This is a genomic window from Rhodococcus sp. NPDC004095 (assembly GCF_053604015.1).
The window spans coordinates 159,113-177,753 of record NZ_JBSGGS010000010.1 but is presented as its reverse complement, the minus strand read 5'-3'; the positions used below and the strand labels follow the sequence as shown (position 1 = coordinate 177,753).

At 67.8% G+C, this 18,641-nt stretch carries 20 protein-coding genes; 9 read left to right on the top strand and 11 right to left on the bottom strand.

Annotated elements, in window-relative coordinates:
• The first annotated feature begins 12 nt into the window (after positions 1 to 12).
• From ACWEPG_RS20315 to ACWEPG_RS20305, 3 genes are all read left to right on the top strand, one after another.
• Complete coding sequence (locus tag ACWEPG_RS20315; protein WP_452595192.1) at positions 13 to 825, top strand: ABC transporter permease; 813 nt, start codon at positions 13 to 15, stop codon at positions 823 to 825.
• 13 nt (positions 826 to 838) lie between these two features.
• Positions 839 to 1,579: an ABC transporter ATP-binding protein gene (locus tag ACWEPG_RS20310; protein ID WP_452595137.1), complete on the top strand. Its 741-nt coding sequence runs from the start codon at positions 839 to 841 to the stop codon at positions 1,577 to 1,579.
• A gap of 80 nt (positions 1,580 to 1,659) precedes the next feature.
• Positions 1,660 to 2,664: an ABC transporter substrate-binding protein gene (locus ACWEPG_RS20305; protein WP_452595136.1), complete on the top strand. Its 1,005-nt coding sequence runs from the start codon at positions 1,660 to 1,662 to the stop codon at positions 2,662 to 2,664.
• A 24-nt stretch (positions 2,665 to 2,688) separates the two neighbouring features.
• Here the strand turns inward: ACWEPG_RS20305 and ACWEPG_RS20300 are convergent, their stop codons facing one another.
• The 3 genes from ACWEPG_RS20300 to ctaD form a co-directional block, all read right to left on the bottom strand.
• The gene (locus ACWEPG_RS20300; protein ID WP_452595135.1) at positions 2,689 to 3,438 is read right to left on the bottom strand and encodes an aminoacyl-tRNA hydrolase; all 750 of its coding nucleotides are present in this window, start codon (positions 3,436 to 3,438) and stop codon (positions 2,689 to 2,691) included.
• Entirely contained in the window at positions 3,438 to 4,658 is a 1,221-nt protein-coding gene (gene serB / locus ACWEPG_RS20295; protein ID WP_450135200.1) for a phosphoserine phosphatase SerB, read from the bottom strand. The genes ACWEPG_RS20300 and serB overlap by 1 nt, the downstream gene beginning before the upstream one ends.
• 149 nt (positions 4,659 to 4,807) lie before the next feature.
• Positions 4,808 to 6,538: an aa3-type cytochrome oxidase subunit I gene (gene ctaD / locus ACWEPG_RS20290; protein ID WP_452595134.1), complete on the bottom strand. Its 1,731-nt coding sequence runs from the start codon at positions 6,536 to 6,538 to the stop codon at positions 4,808 to 4,810.
• 353 nt (positions 6,539 to 6,891) lie between these two features.
• On the opposite strand from ctaD, the gene ACWEPG_RS20285 reads away from it, so the two are divergent.
• From ACWEPG_RS20285 to ACWEPG_RS20270, 4 genes are read left to right on the top strand one after another with little or no spacing between them, the layout of a single operon-like run.
• Positions 6,892 to 7,023, top strand: coding sequence for a hypothetical protein (locus ACWEPG_RS20285; RefSeq protein WP_452595133.1), 132 nt, complete (start codon positions 6,892 to 6,894; stop codon positions 7,021 to 7,023).
• A gap of 37 nt (positions 7,024 to 7,060) precedes the next feature.
• On the top strand, positions 7,061 to 8,137 hold the full coding sequence (locus tag ACWEPG_RS20280; protein WP_452595132.1) for an ABC transporter substrate-binding protein: 1,077 nt from the start codon (positions 7,061 to 7,063) through the stop codon (positions 8,135 to 8,137).
• Complete coding sequence (locus ACWEPG_RS20275) at positions 8,121 to 9,212, top strand: HtaA domain-containing protein (protein WP_452595131.1); 1,092 nt, start codon at positions 8,121 to 8,123, stop codon at positions 9,210 to 9,212. The genes ACWEPG_RS20280 and ACWEPG_RS20275 overlap by 17 nt, the downstream gene beginning before the upstream one ends.
• 1 nt (position 9,213) lies before the next feature.
• Positions 9,214 to 9,687, top strand: coding sequence for an NUDIX hydrolase (locus ACWEPG_RS20270; RefSeq protein ID WP_450134913.1), 474 nt, complete (start codon positions 9,214 to 9,216; stop codon positions 9,685 to 9,687).
• Between the two features lie 3 nt (positions 9,688 to 9,690).
• Here ACWEPG_RS20270 and ACWEPG_RS20265 read toward each other — a convergent pair whose 3' ends face one another.
• The 5 genes from ACWEPG_RS20265 to ACWEPG_RS20245 form a co-directional block, all read right to left on the bottom strand.
• The gene (locus ACWEPG_RS20265; protein ID WP_450134912.1) at positions 9,691 to 10,077 is read right to left on the bottom strand and encodes a VOC family protein; all 387 of its coding nucleotides are present in this window, start codon (positions 10,075 to 10,077) and stop codon (positions 9,691 to 9,693) included.
• A gap of 171 nt (positions 10,078 to 10,248) precedes the next feature.
• Positions 10,249 to 11,211, bottom strand: a complete 963-nt coding sequence (gene nrdF, locus ACWEPG_RS20260) for a class 1b ribonucleoside-diphosphate reductase subunit beta (protein WP_450135199.1) — start codon at positions 11,209 to 11,211, stop codon at positions 10,249 to 10,251.
• A 49-nt stretch (positions 11,212 to 11,260) separates the two neighbouring features.
• Entirely contained in the window at positions 11,261 to 13,447 is a 2,187-nt protein-coding gene (gene nrdE, locus ACWEPG_RS20255) for a class 1b ribonucleoside-diphosphate reductase subunit alpha (RefSeq protein WP_450134911.1), read from the bottom strand.
• Positions 13,405 to 13,863, bottom strand: a complete 459-nt coding sequence (nrdI, locus tag ACWEPG_RS20250) for a class Ib ribonucleoside-diphosphate reductase assembly flavoprotein NrdI (protein WP_452595130.1) — start codon at positions 13,861 to 13,863, stop codon at positions 13,405 to 13,407. The genes nrdE and nrdI overlap by 43 nt, the downstream gene beginning before the upstream one ends.
• A gap of 24 nt (positions 13,864 to 13,887) precedes the next feature.
• Positions 13,888 to 14,121, bottom strand: coding sequence for a redoxin NrdH (locus ACWEPG_RS20245; RefSeq protein WP_450112700.1), 234 nt, complete (start codon positions 14,119 to 14,121; stop codon positions 13,888 to 13,890).
• A 33-nt stretch (positions 14,122 to 14,154) separates the two neighbouring features.
• Between ACWEPG_RS20245 and ACWEPG_RS20240 the strand changes: the two genes are divergently transcribed.
• Both ACWEPG_RS20240 and ACWEPG_RS20235 read left to right on the top strand, forming a co-directional pair.
• Positions 14,155 to 14,355, top strand: a complete 201-nt coding sequence (locus tag ACWEPG_RS20240; RefSeq protein WP_450112699.1) for a hypothetical protein — start codon at positions 14,155 to 14,157, stop codon at positions 14,353 to 14,355.
• Positions 14,356 to 14,493: 138 nt separating this feature from the next.
• The gene (locus tag ACWEPG_RS20235; RefSeq protein ID WP_452595129.1) at positions 14,494 to 15,330 is read left to right on the top strand and encodes a siderophore-interacting protein; all 837 of its coding nucleotides are present in this window, start codon (positions 14,494 to 14,496) and stop codon (positions 15,328 to 15,330) included.
• A gap of 27 nt (positions 15,331 to 15,357) precedes the next feature.
• On the opposite strand, the gene ACWEPG_RS20230 is transcribed toward ACWEPG_RS20235, so the two are convergent.
• The 3 genes from ACWEPG_RS20230 to ACWEPG_RS20220 form a co-directional block, all read right to left on the bottom strand.
• The gene (locus ACWEPG_RS20230; protein ID WP_452595128.1) at positions 15,358 to 16,170 is read right to left on the bottom strand and encodes a DUF1206 domain-containing protein; all 813 of its coding nucleotides are present in this window, start codon (positions 16,168 to 16,170) and stop codon (positions 15,358 to 15,360) included.
• A 98-nt stretch (positions 16,171 to 16,268) separates the two neighbouring features.
• Positions 16,269 to 16,865, bottom strand: coding sequence for a CHAP domain-containing protein (locus ACWEPG_RS20225; RefSeq protein ID WP_452595127.1), 597 nt, complete (start codon positions 16,863 to 16,865; stop codon positions 16,269 to 16,271).
• An 85-nt stretch (positions 16,866 to 16,950) separates the two neighbouring features.
• The gene (locus tag ACWEPG_RS20220) at positions 16,951 to 18,594 is read right to left on the bottom strand and encodes a DHA2 family efflux MFS transporter permease subunit (RefSeq protein ID WP_452595191.1); all 1,644 of its coding nucleotides are present in this window, start codon (positions 18,592 to 18,594) and stop codon (positions 16,951 to 16,953) included.
• Between the last annotated feature and the right edge of the window lie 47 nt (positions 18,595 to 18,641).

The following is an 18,641-nucleotide window of genomic DNA, read 5'->3' as shown; positions in this document are numbered from 1 at the left end:
GTTCCGTTGTCCGTGACCACTGCCGCCGCAGAGGCGCCGGTTGCGTCGTCCGCCGGGTCGCAGGCGCACCACCGCCGCCGCGGTCTGCTGCGAACGCTGGCACCGCTCACGCTGCTGCTCGTCTGGCAGATCGGCAGCCGGACCGGACTGCTGTCCGAGCGGGTGTTGCCCGCGCCGTCGGTGATCCTCGAGGCCGGCGTCGAGGTCTTTCGTTCCGGCGCGCTGACCGACGCCCTGCTCGTGTCCGGGCAGCGGGTCCTGATCGGGTTCGCGCTCGGCGCCGTGCTTGGCGTCGGCTTCGGCGTCGTCGCCGGTATCGGCCGGATCGGCGAGTACATCGTGGATCCGCCGTTGCAGATGCTGCGAACCGTACCGCTGTTCGGCCTGATCCCGCTGTTCATCATCTGGTTCGGCATCGGGGAGGAACCCAAGGTCTTCCTCATCGCGCTCGGCGTTGCATTTCCCCTGTACCTCAACACCTTTGCCGGGATTCGTCAGCTGGACCCGAAGCTCCTCGAACTCGGCCGGGTGTTGCGGCTGAGCCGGACCGAGCAGCTGCGCCGGTTGGTGATCCCCGGTGCGCTGCCGCACATCCTGGTCGGGTTGCGTCAGAGCCTCGGCGTGGCATGGCTCTCGCTGATCGTCGCCGAACAGATCAACGCAGGCAAGGGTCTCGGGTACATCGTGAACAACGCGCGCGAGTTCCTGCGCACCGACATCGTCATCTTCGGCCTGCTCGTGTACGGACTGCTCGGGCTGATCACGGATGCACTGGTACGCGGGCTGGAGCGGCGGGCGCTGCGCTGGCAGCCCGCCGCGGCCTGAGGAGGACCACGTCATGACAGACACCATCACCGCCTCGCCGGTGTCCACGGCTCCGGCCGCCCGAGTCACCGGTCTGCGGAAGAGCTTCGGTGGCCGGCCCGTACTCGACGGGATCGACCTCGAGATCCGCCGCGGCGAGATCGTCGCCCTGCTCGGACGTAGCGGATCGGGCAAGTCGACTCTGCTGCGGGCCCTGGCAGGCCTGTCCGGCGACCACGAGGGGCAGGTCACCACCGACGGATACCCCACCGTCGTCTTCCAGGAACCCCGGCTGGTCCCGTGGCTCGACGTGACCACGAACGTCGAACTCGGCCTACCCGACCCCCGCCGCGGTCCGGGACGCCGGGACCGGGCGGCCCGGGTGCTCGGCGAGGTCGGTCTCGGGCATCGCCGGGACGCGTGGCCGTTGACGCTGTCCGGCGGCGAGGCGCAGCGAGCAGCCCTGGCCCGGGCGCTGGTCGCGGAACCGACGCTGCTGCTGCTCGACGAGCCGTTCGGTGCGTTGGACGCGCTGACCCGGCTCTCGGTCCACGACCTGTTGCTCGGCCTGTTCGCCGAGCACGGATTCGGCGTCCTCCTCGTGACCCACGACGTGACCGAGGCGGTGGCACTGGCCGACCGGGCCCTGATTCTGGACGGCGGCCGCATCGCCCACCAGGTGCCGATCGACCTGCCCCGCCCGCGCAGACGCGCCACCGCCGAGACCGCCGAGTACTCCGCCCGACTGCTCGAACTGCTCGGCGTACCCACCTGAGCTCGACTCCACCGCCGCCGTTTCCCACCGCCGCCACTTCACACCGCCGACCGCTCCTCACCGAAACAGGACCACACCCAATGAAACTCAGTACCTTCGGCCGTCGACGACTCGTCGGACTGGCCGCGATCACCGCCACCGCGCTGGCACTCACCGCGTGCGGCGGATCCGACGGCGACGCCACCGAAGCGGCAGCGACCGGACCGGTGGACCTGTCCACCGTCACGCTTGAGGTCGGTGACCAGAAGGCCACCTCCATCGAGGTTCTGCTGCGGGCGTCGGGACAGCTCGAGAACGTGCCCTACAAGATCGAGTTCTCCTCGTTCACCGCGGGACTGCCGCTGATCGAGGCCGCGAGCGCCGGCGGCATCGACCTCGCCCAGACCGGCAACACCCCGGTGATCTTCGGTGCCGCGTCGAAGGCGGACATCAAGATCGTCGGAGCGCTCGAGGCGACCGGTGAGGGCGACGCGATCCTGGTCGGCAAGGATTCCCCGGCGACGTCGGTGGCGGATCTGAAGGGCAAGAAGATCGCGACGTTCAAGGGCAGCTCGGCGCACGCGAACCTGCTGCTGCAGCTGCAGAAGGCGGGTCTGGACCGCACCGACGTCGAGACGGTGTTCCTCTCCCCCGCCGACGGATACACATCGCTGACCAAGGGCGACGTGGACGCCTGGGCGACATGGGATCCGTACACCGCGATCGCCGAGAAGGAATCCGGCGCGCGGGTGATCGCGACCGCCGACCAGGCCGCCAACGGCTACAACTTCTGGGCCGCGTCCGGCGCCGCCCTCGACGATCCGGGCAAGACCGCGGCCGTCGACGACTTCCTCGGCCGCTACGCCGCGGCGACCGCGTGGTCGCAGGACAACCTCGACGAATGGTCCGCGAAGTACGCCGAACTCACCTCGATCAGTCCCGACGCGTCGCGAACCACCTGGACCCGGTCGATCAAGCAGCCGATTCCACTGACCGATGCCGTCGTGGCCTCCGAGCAGGAGATCGCCGACGCGTTCACCGCGGCCGGGGAACTGCCGGGCACGGTCGACTTCGCCGGGGCGGTCGACCGGAGGTTCGAGGGCTAGGACGCTGCTCCCCGGCCGGACAGGTCAGATGACGGCGATGACCGTCATCGACCCGGGTGCGACCTCGGTGAATCCGGCGTCACGTACCGCCACTGCCCGTCCGGCGTCGACCTCCGCGGCCGACGCGGACCAGCGCTGCGGGTCGGCGTCGCGGACCGAGCAGCGGAAGCCGTTCGCGGCCCATTCCGCCGCCTGCCGGGCGCTCATGGCACCGGCCAGCAGCATCGCCGCGTGCCCGACCTGGGCGGCGGCCTTGCCGACGGTCATTCCGAGTTCGGCGTTCAGCCACAGCACCGGCACGCCTGCGGCGGGGTCGCCCGGTTCGTCGTGGTCGAGATCGGTGCCCCCGATCTGCAGTTTGCGGATCCGGGTGTCGAGGGCGCCGACCGGTCCGGGCACGAGGGCCCGGGCCTGCGCGCCGTCGACCTCGACGGTCACCCCGTCGACGTCCTGCGCGGCCAACCATTGCGCACCGCGGGCGCGGCGGGCCACCTTCCGGATCCGGGCGTCGGTCCAGGCGAGGTAGTCGCGCCGCCACGGCCCCGCCTCACCGTCCGGTCCGACCCCGACGCGCTCGTCGAGGCACAGCGCCGCGGTCGCGGCGGCCGCCGCCTCCAGCAGCGCGCTCCGAGCGGGCCGGTCGACCTTCGGGATGTGCAGCACCAGCGGCATCGCCAGCACCTGCGCCGGATCGTCCGGGTCGGGCCGGTGCCCGTAGCCCGCCGCGAGGACCGCGTGCCGGGCCGCGAAATCGGCGTCCAGTTCGGGCAACATCAGAGCGGAACTCGGCGCACCAGTCCGTCGACGGCGTCGGCGGCCTCGACCTCGTCGCGGGTCACGCCGAGCACGAACAGCACCGCGTCGAGGAACGGGTGCGAGAGCGCGGTGTCGGCGACCTCGCGCAGCGCCGGCTTGGCGTTGAACGCGACACCGAGACCGGCGGCATTGAGCATGTCGATGTCGTTGGCGCCGTCTCCGACCGCCACGGTCTGTTCCAGCGGCACACCGACCTGGGCGGCGAACTTGCGCAGCGCGACGGCCTTCGCGGCCCGGTCGACCACGTCGCCGACAACCCGTCCGGTGAGCTTGCCGTCGACGATCTCGAGGGTGTTGGCCTCGACGAAGTCCAGTTCGAGCTCGTGCGCGAGACCCTCGATGACCTGGCGGAATCCACCGGACACCACGCCGCAGTGGAATCCGAGGCGGCGCAGCGTCCGGATCGTGGTGCGGGCGCCGGGGGTCAGCTCCAGCGCCCGGCCGACCTCGTCGATCACCGACGCGTCGAGACCGGCGAGGGTCGCCACCCGCTGGTGCAGGGATTCGGTGAAGTCGATCTCGCCGCGCATCGCGGACTCGGTGACCTCGCGGACCTTGTCCTCGACGCCGGCGTGGGCGGCGAGCATCTCGATGACCTCGCCCTGCACCAGGGTGGAGTCGACATCGAACACGATGAGTCGCTTGGCCCTGCGCGCCAGCCCGGCCCGTTCGACGGCGATGTCGACCGCCTCGACCATCGCCAGCTCGGAGAGCCCGGTGCGCAGCCGTCCGTCCGTCTCGCCGCTGGTGTCGGCCGCGGTGACCATCAGCTCGAGGCCGGTCACCGGGTAGTCGGCGACGCCACGAATGGAGTCGATGTTGGCGCCCTGCTTGGCCAGTTCCCGCGCGATGTGGCTGAAGGAGCGGGCGGTGACCGGGCTGCCGAGCACCACGACGGCATGCGTCGACGGCGCGACACGATCGCCGGCGTCGGCGCCGATCTCGACGTCCACGGCCATTCCGACGGTGGCCATGGCGTCCTCGAGCGCCTCCTGCAGCGCCTCCGGGTCCGCCGGGCACTCGACGAGCACGCCGAGCGTCAGCCGTCCACGGATGACCACCTGTTCGACGTCGAGCAGGCTGACCTGGTGGCGTGACAGCGCGGCCAGCAGCACCGAGGTGACACCGGGCCGGTCCTTACCCGTCACCGTGACCAGAACCGTGGTCCCCGACTTCATCGAGGCATCCGAACCCACCGAGAAACTCCCTCCATCCCGCGGGCGCCGCCACGGGTATCGCCATTCATTGTGCCAATCGTGCTCGCGCAGTAACCAGAAGGCCCCGCCCGAATCTCGGGCGGGGCCTCGTGGTCACGCGTGCGCGACGCCTAGTGCGCGTCCTCCAGGACCGCGGTGGCGTGCTTGTGGCCGGGGCCGACGTGCGCCTCGGCGCGCATCCGCTCGACCATGTGCGGGTAGTGCAGCTCGAACGCCGGGCGCTCGGAACGGATCCGGGGCAGCTCGGTGAAGTTGTGCCGCGGCGGCGGGCAGGAGGTGGCCCACTCGAGCGAGTTGCCGTAACCCCACGGGTCGTCGACCGTGACGACCTCGCCGTAGCGGTAGCTCTTGAACACGTTCCACAGGAACGGCAGCGTCGAGGCACCGAGGATGAACGCGCCGATCGTGGAGATCGTGTTCAGCGAGGTGAATCCGTCGGACGGCAGGTAGTCCGCGTAGCGACGCGGCATGCCCTCGTTGCCCAGCCAGTGCTGCACCAGGAAGGTGGTGTGGAAGCCGATGAACGTGAGCCAGAAGTGCCACTTCGCGAGGCGCTCGTCCATCATCCGTCCGGTCATCTTCGGGAACCAGAAGTAGATGCCGGCGTAGGTGGCGAACACGATGGTGCCGAAGAGCACGTAGTGGAAGTGCGCGACGACGAAGTACGTGTCACTGACGTGGAAGTCGAGCGGCGGGCTGGCGAGCAGGACGCCCGAGAGGCCACCGAAGAGGAACGTCACGATGAAGCCGACCGAGAACAGCATCGGCGACTCGAATGTCAACTGTCCCTTCCACATGGTGCCGATCCAGTTGAAGAACTTCACACCGGTCGGGACCGCGATCAGGAACGTCATGAACGAGAAGAACGGCAGCAGGATGGCGCCGGTGGCGTACATGTGGTGCGCCCACACCGCGACGGACAGGGCGGCGATGCCGAGGGTCGCGTACACCAGGCCGCTGTAACCGAAGATCGGCTTGCGCGAGAAGACCGGGAAGATCTCCGAGACGATGCCGAAGAACGGCAGCGCGATGATGTACACCTCTGGGTGGCCGAAGAACCAGAACAGGTGCTGCCACAGAATGACGCCGCCGTTGGCGGGGTCGAAGATGTGGGCGCCGAACTGGCGATCGACGAACACGCCGAGCAGCGCCGCGGTCAGCAGCGGGAAGGCGAGCAGGATCAGGACGCTGGTCACCAGGATGTTCCAGGTGAAGATCGGCATCCGGAACATGGTCATGCCGGGGGCACGCAGGCACACCACGGTGGTGATCATGTTGACGCCACCGAGGATGGTGCCGAGGCCGCTGACGCCGAGGCCCAGGATCCACAGGTCGGCGCCGACGCCGGGCGAGTGCACCGCGTCGGTCAGCGGCGCGTAGGCGGTCCAGCCGAAGTCGGCGGCACCACCCGGGGTGATGAAGCCTGCGGTCGCGACGGTGGAGCCGAACAGGTACAGCCAGTAGCTGAAGGCGTTCAGACGCGGGAACGCGACGTCGGGCGCACCGATCTGCAGCGGCAGGATGTAGTTGGCGAAGCCGAAGACGATCGGCGTCGCGTACATCAGCAGCATGATCGTGCCGTGCATGGTGAACAGCTGGTTGAACTGCTCGTTCGACAGGAACTGCATGCCGGGGATCGCGAGTTCCGAACGCATCAGCAGGGCCATCAGGCCGCCGATGAGGAAGAACGCGAACGACGTCACCATGTACATGATCCCGAGCACCTTGGGATCCGTAGTGGTGATCATCTTGTAGATGTACGAGCCCTTGGGTCCCAGTCTCGCCGGGAACGGCCGTTTGGCCGTTAGCTCTGGGACTGGCTGGGGCGCTACGGCAGTCACTGATCCTCCTGAATGTGCCCTTGGTCGCTCCGCAGGCTCGCTCAGGACGTCCACCTCGGGCTGCGAGACGAACATCCTCATGGCTTGCGCTCTGAGGAATCGTAGACCGTCGCTCCGCGATCCGCGGAGCCGGTCCTACCCACTGTCGTACTTCGTGTCCGTTCCCGCCATCTGTTCTCCTCTGACCAGGGACGACGGCGGCGGCCCCGCGACGCGCCGGGGACCCACACTCCCGGCCGGGACCGCGCCGGACGCACCGCGGACGGTCGGCGCACCGACCTCACGACACAGGGACAACCCGATCGATTGTTAAGGTTTCCCTTACCTAACCCGACATCCTCGCAACCGATCGAATGGGATATGTCACACACCGGGCCGACGGGCTGCCCGACCGTCCCGGTGACGCCCGCACCGAGTACACCGGCGATGCGATCGCCGGCGGCGACCTCGCCGAGGCGTTCGGGGTCGACCCGCAGCGCGGATAGTCTCGTCGTGCCCCACCCCGAGAGGACAGAAGTTCACATGCGCAAGCCCACCCTCGCCCGCCGCACCGCCCCTGTCGCCCTGCTGGCGGCGACCGCCCTGGTCCTGACCGCGTGCGGCGGCTCCGACACCGACGACGCCGCGAGCACCATCGTGCGCAGCACCACCAACGTCGCCGGCGCCGGCGTGCTCGGCAACGACCGCGACACCGAGAACGTGTGCGGTCCGACCGCCCCCGTCGACCCGGCGGGTGTCACCGGCACGGTGCGCAAGGTCACGCATGCGGCCGGCGAGACCGAGGTCCCGGCCGACCCCCAGCGGATCGTGGTCCTCGACACCGACAAGCTCGACTCCGTGTGCGCACTCGGCCTGCAGGACCGGCTCGTCGGCGCGGCCGCCGCCGACGCCATCGGATCGCAGCCGAAGTACCTCGGCCCCACCATCGCCGGCGTCGAACTGGTGGGCACCCTGCAGGAACCGAACTTCGAGAAGATCGCGGCGCTGCAGCCGGACCTGATTCTCGGCACCAAGTTCCGGGCCCCCGAGGCGTACGAGCGCCTGGCCGCGATCGCCCCGACGGTCTACACCGAGAAGGTCGGCATCACCTGGAAGGACAACTTCCTCCTGGACGGCACCGCCCTCGGCCGCGGCGCCGACGCCCACCGGCTCCTCGACGAGTACCAGACCGCGGCGGTCGAGACGGGCAAGTCGCTCAGCGCCTCGGAGACCCAGGCGTCGATCGTCCGGTTCCGGCCCGGATCGATCCGGGTGTACGGCCCGGAGAGCTTCTCCGGTCAGGTTCTCGCCGACGCGGGCGTGCAGCGTCCCCCGTTCCAGCGCCTCGAGGGCGCCAAGGACCGTCGCTTCGCGGAGATCAGCGAAGAGGAACTGACGAAGGCAGAGGGTGACGTCATCTATGTCAGCTTCTTCGGCGACGAGGCCCAGACCCAGGGCGTCGAGGTGATGAACGGCGGACTGTGGCAGGGCCTCGGCGCCGTGAAGGACGGGCGCGTGTTCAAGGTCGACGACGAGATCTGGATGACGGGCATCGGCGTGGTGGCCGCCCGCGGCATCCTCGACGATCTGGAAGCATCACTCAATGGCTACGTCAACTAGGTCCCGGCTGCTGGTCGCCGCGCTCGGCGGGGCACTGATCGGGTCGGCGCTGACCGCGCCCGCGGTGTCCGCCACCCCCGCCCCGGCGGCGAGTGCGCACATCGAGCTCCTCGGCGCCGACGGCATCACCCCATTCGGGAACTCCGCCGTCCACGAGGGAGACCGGATCGTGGTGCGCGGCACCGGATTCGACCCGCAGGCGAACACCAGCGGATTGCCTGCCCCGGTGCCGCCGGGCGTGCCGCACGGCACGTTCGTCGCGTTCGGCGCCTTCGCCCCGCACTGGCGACCGTCGGAGGGCGCACCCGCCGAGTCCCGGCTCGGGCAGCAGCGCTCGGCCACCGCGTGGGTGATGTCCGAGGACGCCCTGAACCGGGTCCCCGACGCCCCGTTCGACTTCCGGCGCACCATCCGCCAGCAGTGGGTGCCGCTCGCCGACGACGGCTCGTTCACCGCCACGCTCACCGTGAAGAAGCCCGCGACCACCACGCCCGACGCGGTGTACGGGGTGTACACGTATGCCGCGGCCGACGCCGTCAACGCCGCCGAGGAACTGTCCGTCCCGGTCACCTTCGATCCGTCGCCCGGAGCGAACGCCCCGGTGGCACCCGCCCAGGACCTGCTGTGGGGAATCGCGCCCGGATACACGGACCTGGTCAAGACCACCACCCAGGGCTCGGTCGTCGGCAGCGACGGCGCCTCGGTCCGAGGCGACGGCCGGTTCGGGTTCGAACTCGAGGGTGCCGACGTCGATCCGGCGACCGGTCTCGGCACCGTCCGGTACCGCGGCACCGTGGTCTCGTTCACCCGGTTCCACCTGGCGGAGATCGCGCTGGCGGACCCGTGGATCGAGTTCACCGACCGCGGCACCTTCCTGTCCGCCGAGACCTCCGACGGCAACATGGTCGGCACCGACGCGATGACCCGAATCCGGTTCGCCCAGTTGGATTTTCCGGCCCGTCCGGGTGCCACCGGGATCACCGACGTGCCGGCCCGATTCGCGGTGCCGCTGGCGCCGTCCATCCTGCTGCCCTACTCCGGTCAGCAGTCCGCACCCGTCACATTCCGGTACTGACATGCCCGTCCCCGAGTTCATCACCGAACTGCGCGCTCACGTCGGACACGCCCCGCTGTGGCTGTCCGGCGTGAGCGCGGTGGTTCTCGACGAGGGCGGGCGAATCCTGTTGGCCCGCAGGTCCGACAACGGCCGCTGGGCGATCGTGTCCGGGATCCTCGAACCGGGTGAGCAACCGGCCGCGGCGATCGTCCGGGAGATTCGCGAGGAGACCGGCGTCGAGGTCGAACTGGTCCGGCTGTCCAGCGTGGACGTCACGCCGCCGTTGACGCACGCCAACGGCGACCGGGCCCAGTACCTGGACCTGTGCTTCGTGGCCCGGTACACCGGCGGCAGGCCGCATCCCGCCGACGAGGAGAACCTCGAGGTCGGCTGGTTCTCCCCCGATGCGCTGCCCTCGCCGTTGAACGACAGTTCGATGGGCCGGATCGAGAAGGCCCTGCGCGGGGATCGGGAGACCTGGTTCAGCCGCTGACGGTCACGGGGACTTCGTCTCCCACAGCCCCATCACGTTGCCCTCGGGGTCCTTGAAGTAGGCAGCGAAGCCCATCTCCCCGACCACCGTCTTCTCCCCCACCGGCTCCCCGCCGAGTGTGGTGATCTTCGCGAGCGCGTCGTCGATGCTCTCCACGTGGATGGTGATCACCGGACCCTGCGGAAACGACGGCTCCCGCTCGAACATGCCGCCGCCGATGTAGCCCGGCTCGGCAGGCATGCCGGTCTCCGCGACCGGCCCCGTCGCGACGCCGGTGTAGTTGAGCTCCGGCATCTCGGTGAGCGTCCAGCCGAACACTTCCCGATAGAACGCCCGTGCCCGGTTCCCGTCACTGAACGGGACCTCGAAGTGCACCACTCGACCGCTCATCGCCGCCTCCTAGCGATAGGTGAGAATTCGCCAGGTTCGACGCTAGACCGGTTCTGGTCGCGTTTGAAGTGCACCGACTGCCAACGACCGAATGTGGAATTCGGTCAGTTGAACTGAACGAATCCCACATTCGGTCGGTCGGGATGGAGAGAGCGGCGCGAGGCCCGGAACCTAGAAGTCCCAGTCTTCGTCCTCGGTGTTGACGGCCTTGCCGATGACGTAGCTGGAGCCGGAGCCGGAGAAGAAGTCGTGGTTCTCGTCCGCGTTCGGGGAGAGTGCCGACAGGATCGCCGGGTTGACGTCGGTCTCGTCCTTGGGGAACAGCCCCTCGTAGCCGAGGTTCATCAGCGCCTTGTTGGCGTTGTAGCGCAAGAACTTCTTGACGTCCTCGGTGAGACCGACCTCGTCGTAGAGGTCCTGCGTGTACTCGACCTCGTTGTCGTACAGCTCGAACAGCAGCTCGAACGTGTAGTTCTTGAGGTCGTCGCGCTCCTCCTGCGTGAGCTGCTCGAGCCCGCGCTGGTACTTGTAGCCGATGTAGTAGCCGTGCACCGCCTCGTCGCGGATGATCAGCCGGATCAGGTCCGCGGTGTTGGTGAGCTTGGCCCGCGAGGACCAGTACATCGGCAGGTAGAAGCCCGAGTAGAACAGGAACGACTCGAGCAGCGTCGAGGCGACCTTCCGCTTGAGCGGGCTGTCCCCGTTGTAGTACTCGAGAACGATCTCGGCCTTGCGCTGCAGGTTCGGGTTCTCCTCCGACCAGCGGAACGCGTCGTCGATCTCACGGGTCGAGCAGAGCGTCGAGAAGATGCTCGAGTACGACTTCGCGTGCACCGACTCCATGAACGCGATGTTGGTGTACACCGCCTCCTCGTGCGGGGTCAGCGCGTCCGGGATGAGGCTGACGGCGCCGACGGTGCCCTGGATGGTGTCGAGCAGCGTCAGGCCGGTGAAGACCCGCATCGTGAGCTGCTTCTCGCCCGCGGTCAACGTGTTCCACGACGGGATGTCGTTGGAGACCGGCACCTTCTCCGGCAGCCAGAAGTTGCCGGTGAGACGGTCCCACACCTCCGAGTCCTTCTCGTCGGGTACGCGGTTCCAGTTGATCGCCGACACCCGGTCGATCAGCTTGATCTTCTGGCTCACGATGTCCTCACTCCGTTCGAAAGATCGTTCGCAGGCCTCACAACATGCACGAGACGCAACCTTCCACCTCGGTGCCCTCCAGTGCCATCTGCCGCAGGCGGATGTAGTACAGCGTCTTGATTCCCTTGCGCCACGCGTAGATCTGCGCCCGGTTGACGTCGCGGGTGGTGACCGTGTCCTTGAAGAACAGCGTCAGCGACAGGCCCTGGTCCACGTGCTGGGTGGCCGCGGCGTAGGTGTCGATGATCTTCTCGTACCCGATCTCGTACGCGTCCTGGTAGTACTCCAGGTTGTCGTTGGTCAGGTAGGGCGCCGGGTAGTAGACGCGGCCGATCTTGCCTTCCTTGCGGATCTCGATCTTCGACGCCACCGGGTGGATGGAGCTGGTGGAGTGGTTGATGTACGAGATCGACCCGGTCGGCGGGACGGCCTGCAGGTTCTGGTTGTAGATGCCGTGCTTCTGCACCGACGCCTTGAGCTCACGCCAGTCGTCCTGGGTCGGGATGTGCACGCCCGCATCGGCGAACAGTGCACGCACCCGATCGGTGGCCGGCTCCCACACCTGATCGGTGTACTTGTCGAAGTACTCGCCCGATGCGTACTTCGAGTCCGGGAAGCCCGCGAAGTACGTGCCGCGCTCCTTCGCGATCTCGTTCGAGGCGCGGATCGCGTGGTACACCACGGTGTAGAAGTAGATGTTCGTGAAGTCGATGCCCTCCTCGGATCCGTAGTGGATCCGCTCGCGGGCGAGGTAGCCGTGCAGGTTCATCTGCCCGAGACCGATCGCGTGGCCCTCGTCGTTGGCCTTCTTGATCGACGGCACCGAGTCGATGGAGGTCTGATCGGCGACCGCGGTCAGCGCCCGGATGGAGACCTCGATGGTCTTCGCGAAGTCCGGCGAGTCCATCGCCTTCGCGATGTTCAGCGACCCGAGGTTGCAGGAGATGTCCTTGCCGATGTTGCTGTAGGACAGGTCGTCGTTGAACTCCGACGGCGTCGAGACCTGCAGGATCTCCGAGCACAGGTTCGAGTGGGTGATCTTGCCCTTGATGGGGTTGGCCCGGTTCACGGTGTCCTCGTACATGATGTACGGGTAACCGGACTCGAACTGCAGCTCGGCGACGGTCTGGAAGAACTCGCGCGCCTTGATCTTCGACTTGCGGATCCGCTTGTCGTCGACCATCTCGTAGTACTTCTCGGTGACGTTGATGTCCGCGAACGGCACCCCGTAGATGCGCTCGACGTCGTACGGCGAGAAGAGGTACATGTCCTCGTTCTTCTTCGCCAGCTCGAACGTGATGTCCGGGATGACCACGCCGAGGGACAGCGTCTTGATGCGGATCTTCTCGTCCGCGTTCTCCCGCTTGGTGTCGAGGAAGCGGTAGATGTCCGGGTGGTGCGCGTGCAGGTACACCGCACCGGCACCCTGCCGGGCACCGAGCTGGTTGGCGTACGAGAACGAGTCCTCGAGCAGCTTCATGATCGGGATGACACCGGAGGACTGGTTCTCGATCTTCTTGATCGGGGCACCGTGCTCGCGAACGTTGCTGAGCAGCAACGCAACTCCGCCGCCGCGCTTGGACAGCTGCAGCGCCGAGTTGATGGAGCGGCCGATGGACTCCATGTTGTCCTCGATGCGCAGCAGGAAGCAGGAGACGGGCTCGCCGCGCTGCTTCTTGCCGGAGTTGAGGAAGGTCGGGGTGGCCGGCTGGAAGCGGCCGGAGATGATCTCGTCGACCAGCTGCGTCGCGAGCTTCTCGTCACCGGCGGCGAGGGTGAGCGCGACCATGCAGACCCGGTCCTCGAACCGCTCCAGGTAACGCTTGCCGTCGAACGTCTTGAGCGTGTACGAGGTGTAGTACTTGAACGCGCCGAGGAACGTCGGGAACCGGAACTTCTGCGCGTAGGCGTGGTCGATCAGTTCCTTGACGAAGTTGCGGGTGTACTGGTCGAGAACCTCACGCTCGTAGTAGTTCTCCTTGATCAGGTAGTCCAGCTTCTCGTCCTGATTGTGGAAGAAGACCGTGTTCTGATTGACGTGCTGGAGGAAGTACTGGTTCGCCGCCTCACGGTCCTTGTCGAACTGGATCTCGCCGTTCGGGCCGTACAGGTTGAGCATCGCGTTCAGCGCGTGGTAGTCGAGCTCCCCCGCGGACGCATCGGGTCGTGCCGTAGCGCGTTCTACACTCCCAGCCGGGGCTGCGTCGGTGATTGTCGGTGCCACTGTTCACTCTCCATGAATTGTCCGAGGCCGTCCCGGACGGCCAATACGTCTTCGGCGCTGCCCATGAGTTCGAATCGGTACAGGTACGGAACCCGACACTTCTGCGAAATCACGTTCCCGGCATAGCAATACGACTCGCCGAAGTTCGTATTGCCCGCAGCGATGACGCCGCGGATCAGCGAGCGGTTGTGTTCGTTGTTGAGGAACCGAATGACCTGCTTGGGCACGTAGCTCGTGTCCCGGCCGGTCACCGTCGTGCCTCCCCCGTAGGTGGGGAGGATCAGGACGTACGGTTCATCGACCTCGAATGCGCCGTCGCGGTCGTGGAGCGGAATTCTGGTGGCCGGGATCCCCAGCTTCAACACGAAGCGGTGGGTGTTCTCCGACGCACTGGAGAAGTAGACCAGCGAGGTCACGGCCGATCATCTCCGTCGATCTGTTCAGGCGGCACTCGTCGCCAGGGTCTTGATCCGGTCGGGCCGGAAGCCGGACCAGTGGTCGTCGCCGGCAACCACGACGGGCGCCTGCAGGTAGCCCAGCGCCATCACGTAGTCACGCGCCTCGGCGTTCTCGGTGATGTCGATGATCGAGTACTCGATACCGGCCTTGTCGAGCGCCCGGTAGGTCGCATTGCACTGAACGCATGCCGGCTTGGTGTAGACGGTGATGCTCATAAGTCCTCTTCCCCTTGGCTTACGAATCGATCAGTGAACGGTGTTTACTCGGCACTTCTGAACGCGGTCGGCACGACCGTCAACAGCCGGATCGTGTCGACGTCGGTGACGCCGATCTCCCCTACTGAAGCAGCCCCGCGGCCCGCAATTCTCGACCGTTCCGGCACTGCCCTCTCGGTGGATAAGACACTACACCTTGTGGCCGACATTCCCGCAACACGCGAGATGTTGTGAACGACAATCGTGAAATTCCCAGGTCGTAAGCCTTTGCGCAGGTCACCGGCGCGTCGCCCGCGGCGTGTTCCACGTCACTCGATTCGGATTCCACCACGGTGTTCGCTGCGATGTGCCTGGTCGTCCTAGGGTGAGCCCGTGACGACCCGCGACGACCCCCGGCACCCGGCCACCGTCGCCGACGTGACGCCCCTCTCACCCAACCTGCGGCGGATCCGGTTCACCGTCGCCGCAGCGACCGGATTCACCACCGGCGGGGAGCCCGACGAGCGGGTCCTGATCGCCTTCGGAGCCGGAGCCGCGGGCCACGACCACCGCCGGAGTTACTCCGTGCGCGGGTGGGATCCGGTCCGGCACCTCCTCGACGTCGATTTCGCGGTCCACGCGGGAGGCGCCGCCGCCGAATGGGCCCGGTCCGCCGCGCCCGGCGACGCGGTGCACCTGTCGTCAGCGAAGGGGTGGTGGCGTCCACCGCCCGGCGCCCGGCACCTGCTCCTGCTCGCCGACCTGACCGCACTGCCCGCCGCGGGCCGAATCGTCGAATCGCTCCCTGCCGGCGTCACTGCCCGTGTCGTCGCCGAGATCCCCGACGACGGGGACCGGCAGGAATGGCACACGGAGGCCGACGTCACGGTGACCTGGCTGACGAGCACCGACGACGGCCGCTCCCCCGACGTCCTCCTCGACGCGCTCATCGGTCTCGACGGGCTCGACTCGGTGGCGTACCTGTGGTCGTGCGGCGAAACGACCACGTCCCGACGGATCCGCGCCCACCTGCGCCGCACGCTCGGATGGGCGCCGGACCGCTACCACGTGATGGGCTACTGGCAGGCGGACAAAGAGCGATGGCTCGCCCGGTACGCCCGCGTGCAGCCTCGGATCGAGGAGCTCACCGCCCGCGAACTCGCGTCCGGGAAGACCACCGACGAGGTCCGCGACGCGATCGACGACGCGCTGGCGGAAGCGGACCTGTAGGGGGACCGTCGGCGCGACACCACCGCGTCACATCCGGGCGTAGCGGGCCATGACGAAGCTGTACAGCCCGTACGACGCGATCCCGACCCCCGCCGCCACCAGCAGGAACTGACCGAACGGAGCCTCACCCAAGGTCTTCACCGCGCCGTCGATGCCGGTGGCCCTGGACGGGTCCGACCGCAGCGTCGCGACGATCACCAGGATCCCGGCGCCGACGATGACGAGCCCCTTGGCGACGTAGCCGACGACCCCGAGCAGTTCGACGGCCGCCCCACCCGGCGTCCTCAGGTCGTCGAGGAAGTTCTTCGACGCTCCCTTGTACACGTGATAGCCCCCGATCGCGATCGCGATCAGCCCCACCACGACCAGCACCGCCTTTCCGCCATCCGACTCCATGAGGCGGGCACTCAGGCCCGCGTTCTGTTCCCCGCTGGATTTGCCGCTTCCCAGCGCGAACCGGAATGCGGAGTACGCGAACGCGAAGTAGACGACTGCCAGTCCGAATGCCTTGGCCCGGTCGAAGAACGAGGCACCCTCCCGCGGCGTGGTCTCGGTCGCGTGCGGCCCGATCACGGTTTCCGCGAGACGCCACAGTCCCATCGCGACGAAGACGACAACACCGATCCAGAGCACGATCGCGCCGCCCGCGGTCGAGGCCAGCGTGCCCAGTGCCCCCGACTGGTCGGCGGTGCCGCCGCCACCGAACGCCAGCCGGACGACGACGTACCCGATCAGTAGGTGCACGAACCCGCTCATCACGTGCCCGCCACGCGCCGCCCGTTCGAAGGCGGTGCTGTCGGTGGCCCTGTCGACCGCACGATTGACGGCATTCTCGGTCATGATCCGCCCCTGGGTTGTCGGGATCCGACGCCGCCGTCCGGCAGCGCGAACACTGACGTGATTACCCCCGGCGCGGACCGATCATGCCTGGCCCGGGCTCACGCCAGGCGCCCGAATCCCACCACCGCGGAGTCCTCCGCCCAGTCGACCGTGTGGACGCGGATCTTGCCGAACTCGTTTCCGCCGACGGTGGTCGCGGTGTCCCCGTCGACGGCGACGACGACATTGGTGTGCTGGCCCACCCAACTGGAGTTGTCGTAGAGCACGACGTCACCGACGACGGGACGGTAGCCGCCCCCGACCGGCTCGAACCGGTCCTCGGACTGGTAGTACTCCTGCAGCGTGTACACGCCGGGGATGCGCCAGTGCCCGGAGTTCGGGTTCGACAGCGGCTGCCCCGCCTCCCGCATGATCCAGCTGACGAAGTCCGCGCACCACGGCTCCTTCACACCCTCGGAGTAGAACGTCCCCGGCCGCTGGGCGTCGTGTTCGGCCTCGAGCAGGTCCACGACCGCGACCTGCTGCGCGGACAGCGCGCCGCGGTCCACGTCGGGGAAGCCGCTGGTGTCCCACGGCAGGTAGCGGCTGGGCACCGCCCACAGCACGCCCACGACGAGCACTGCGAGGAGTGAGACGGCGGCGGCGGTCCACACGAGCGCGCGTCGGCGGGTGCGGGTCGGGGTGGGCGTCGTCATGGCACCCAACATAGCCAGACAGACGAGTGTGGGACCCCTCTCGACATCCGGGAGGGGTCCCACACTTCGTCACGTGAGAAGTCGGTCAGCTCTTGGCGTGCCGTCCGGCTCGGCTCTCGTAGTCGGCCCGGTCCTCGAGCTCGTCGATCTCGGAGATCAGCTCGGCGTCGGCACCGCCGACGGACAGGACGTCGGCCGCACCCTGCGCGGCCCGCTCGGCCTCGAGCTGCTCGATGCCGCTGTGGGTCTTGAGCGCGACCTCCTTGAGGAACGCGATCGCGACGAGGCTGAGCAGAGCGAGGATGCCGGAGATCAGGAACACCCGGGCGGTCGCGTCACCGTAGGCGCCACGCACGATCGCGGAGATCGGTGCGGGCAGCTCCTTGAGGTTGGACAGCCCGGCCCCGGAGCCGCCGGCCTGGCTCATGTCGACACCGGCCGCGACGAGACCCTTGGCGATCAGGTCCGACACGTGCGTGGACAGGACCGCGCCGAGCACCGAGACGCCGGCCGCACCGCCGAGCGAACGGAAGAACGCCACGGTGGCGGTGGCCGAACCGAGGTCCGTCGGCGCGACGTTGTTCTGCACCGGCAGAACCAGGTTCTGCATGGTCATGCCCATGCCGGCGCCGAGAATGAACAGGTAAACCCCGATCAGCACCATGTTGGTCTCGTGGTCGGTGGTCGACAGCAGCAGGAAGCCGGCGGCCATGCCGATCGCACCGACGATCAGGAAGCGCTTCCACTTGCCGAACTTGGTGATCAGCGAGCCGGAGATCGTCGCCGAGAGCATCGACCCGATCACCATCGGCAGGGTCAGCAGACCGGCCGCGGTCGGCGAGTAACCACGCGCGATCTGGAAGTACTGGCCGAGGAACACGGCGCCACCGAACATCGCGACACCGACGGCGATGCTGGCGAGGGTGGCCAGCGTCATGGTGCGGTCCCGGAACAGGCGCAGCGGGACGACCGGATCCTTGGCCTTGGTCTCGGCGAAGATCGCCAGGCCGAGCAGCACGACGCCGGCGGCGACGAGCTCGTAGGAGGTGGCCGAGGCCCAGGCGAAGTTCTTGCCGGCCAGGGTGACCCAGATGAGCAGCACGCTCACGCCCGCGGCGATCAGGGTGGCACCGACGTAGTCGATCTTCACCTCCCGCTTGACGACGGGCAGGTTCAGCGTGCGGCCGATGACGACGAGCGCGATCACGGCGAGGGGTGCACCGACGAAGAAGCACCAGCGCCAGCCGAGCCAGCTGGTGTCGACGATCACGCCGCCGATCAGCGGTCCGGCGACGGTCGCGACGGCCATCACCGCGGCCATCGGTCCCTGGTAGCGGCCGCGCTCACGCGGGCTGAACATCGCGGCGATGATGATCATGCCGAGCGCCTGCAGGCCACCGAGGCCCAGGCCCTGGATGACACGGAAGCCGATCAGCATCGGCACGCTCGACGAGAGGCCGGCGAGGACCGAGCCGAGGGTGAACAGCAGCAGCGACAGCTGGATCAGCAGCTTCTTGCTGACGAGGTCGGCGAACTTGCCCCAGATCGGAGTGGTCGCGGTCGAGGCCAGCAGCGTCGCGGTGACGACCCAGGTGTACTGGTCCTGGGTACCGTGCAACTCGGTGATGATCGTGGGCAGCGCGTTCGAGACGATCGTCGACGACAGGAAGGCGACGAACATGCCGAGCAGAAGGCCGATGAGGGCCTCCATCTTCTGCTTGTGCGTCATCCCGCCCACCGACTCGTTGTCGAGAGCTGGTGGACTGTCCGGAGACG

Excerpts from the sequence above, each read along its gene's own strand:
- ACWEPG_RS20230 (WP_452595128.1), bottom strand. The coding sequence starts at position 16,170 with ATGACCGAGAATGCCGTCAATCGTGCGGTCGACAGGGCCACCGACAGC.
- ACWEPG_RS20275 (WP_452595131.1), top strand. The coding sequence starts at position 8,121 with ATGGCTACGTCAACTAGGTCCCGGCTGCTGGTCGCCGCGCTCGGCGGG.
- ACWEPG_RS20310 (WP_452595137.1), top strand. The coding sequence starts at position 839 with ATGACAGACACCATCACCGCCTCGCCGGTGTCCACGGCTCCGGCCGCC.
- ACWEPG_RS20225 (WP_452595127.1), bottom strand. The coding sequence starts at position 16,865 with ATGACGACGCCCACCCCGACCCGCACCCGCCGACGCGCGCTCGTGTGG.
- ACWEPG_RS20285 (WP_452595133.1), top strand. The coding sequence starts at position 6,892 with ATGGGATATGTCACACACCGGGCCGACGGGCTGCCCGACCGTCCCGGT.
- ACWEPG_RS20270 (WP_450134913.1), top strand. The coding sequence starts at position 9,214 with ATGCCCGTCCCCGAGTTCATCACCGAACTGCGCGCTCACGTCGGACAC.
- ACWEPG_RS20245 (WP_450112700.1), bottom strand. The coding sequence starts at position 14,121 with ATGAGCATCACCGTCTACACCAAGCCGGCATGCGTTCAGTGCAATGCG.
- serB (WP_450135200.1), bottom strand. The coding sequence starts at position 4,658 with ATGAAGTCGGGGACCACGGTTCTGGTCACGGTGACGGGTAAGGACCGG.
- ACWEPG_RS20305 (WP_452595136.1), top strand. The coding sequence starts at position 1,660 with ATGAAACTCAGTACCTTCGGCCGTCGACGACTCGTCGGACTGGCCGCG.
- ACWEPG_RS20220 (WP_452595191.1), bottom strand. The coding sequence starts at position 18,594 with ATGACGCACAAGCAGAAGATGGAGGCCCTCATCGGCCTTCTGCTCGGC.
- ACWEPG_RS20280 (WP_452595132.1), top strand. The coding sequence starts at position 7,061 with ATGCGCAAGCCCACCCTCGCCCGCCGCACCGCCCCTGTCGCCCTGCTG.
- ACWEPG_RS20265 (WP_450134912.1), bottom strand. The coding sequence starts at position 10,077 with ATGAGCGGTCGAGTGGTGCACTTCGAGGTCCCGTTCAGTGACGGGAAC.
- ACWEPG_RS20300 (WP_452595135.1), bottom strand. The coding sequence starts at position 3,438 with ATGTTGCCCGAACTGGACGCCGATTTCGCGGCCCGGCACGCGGTCCTC.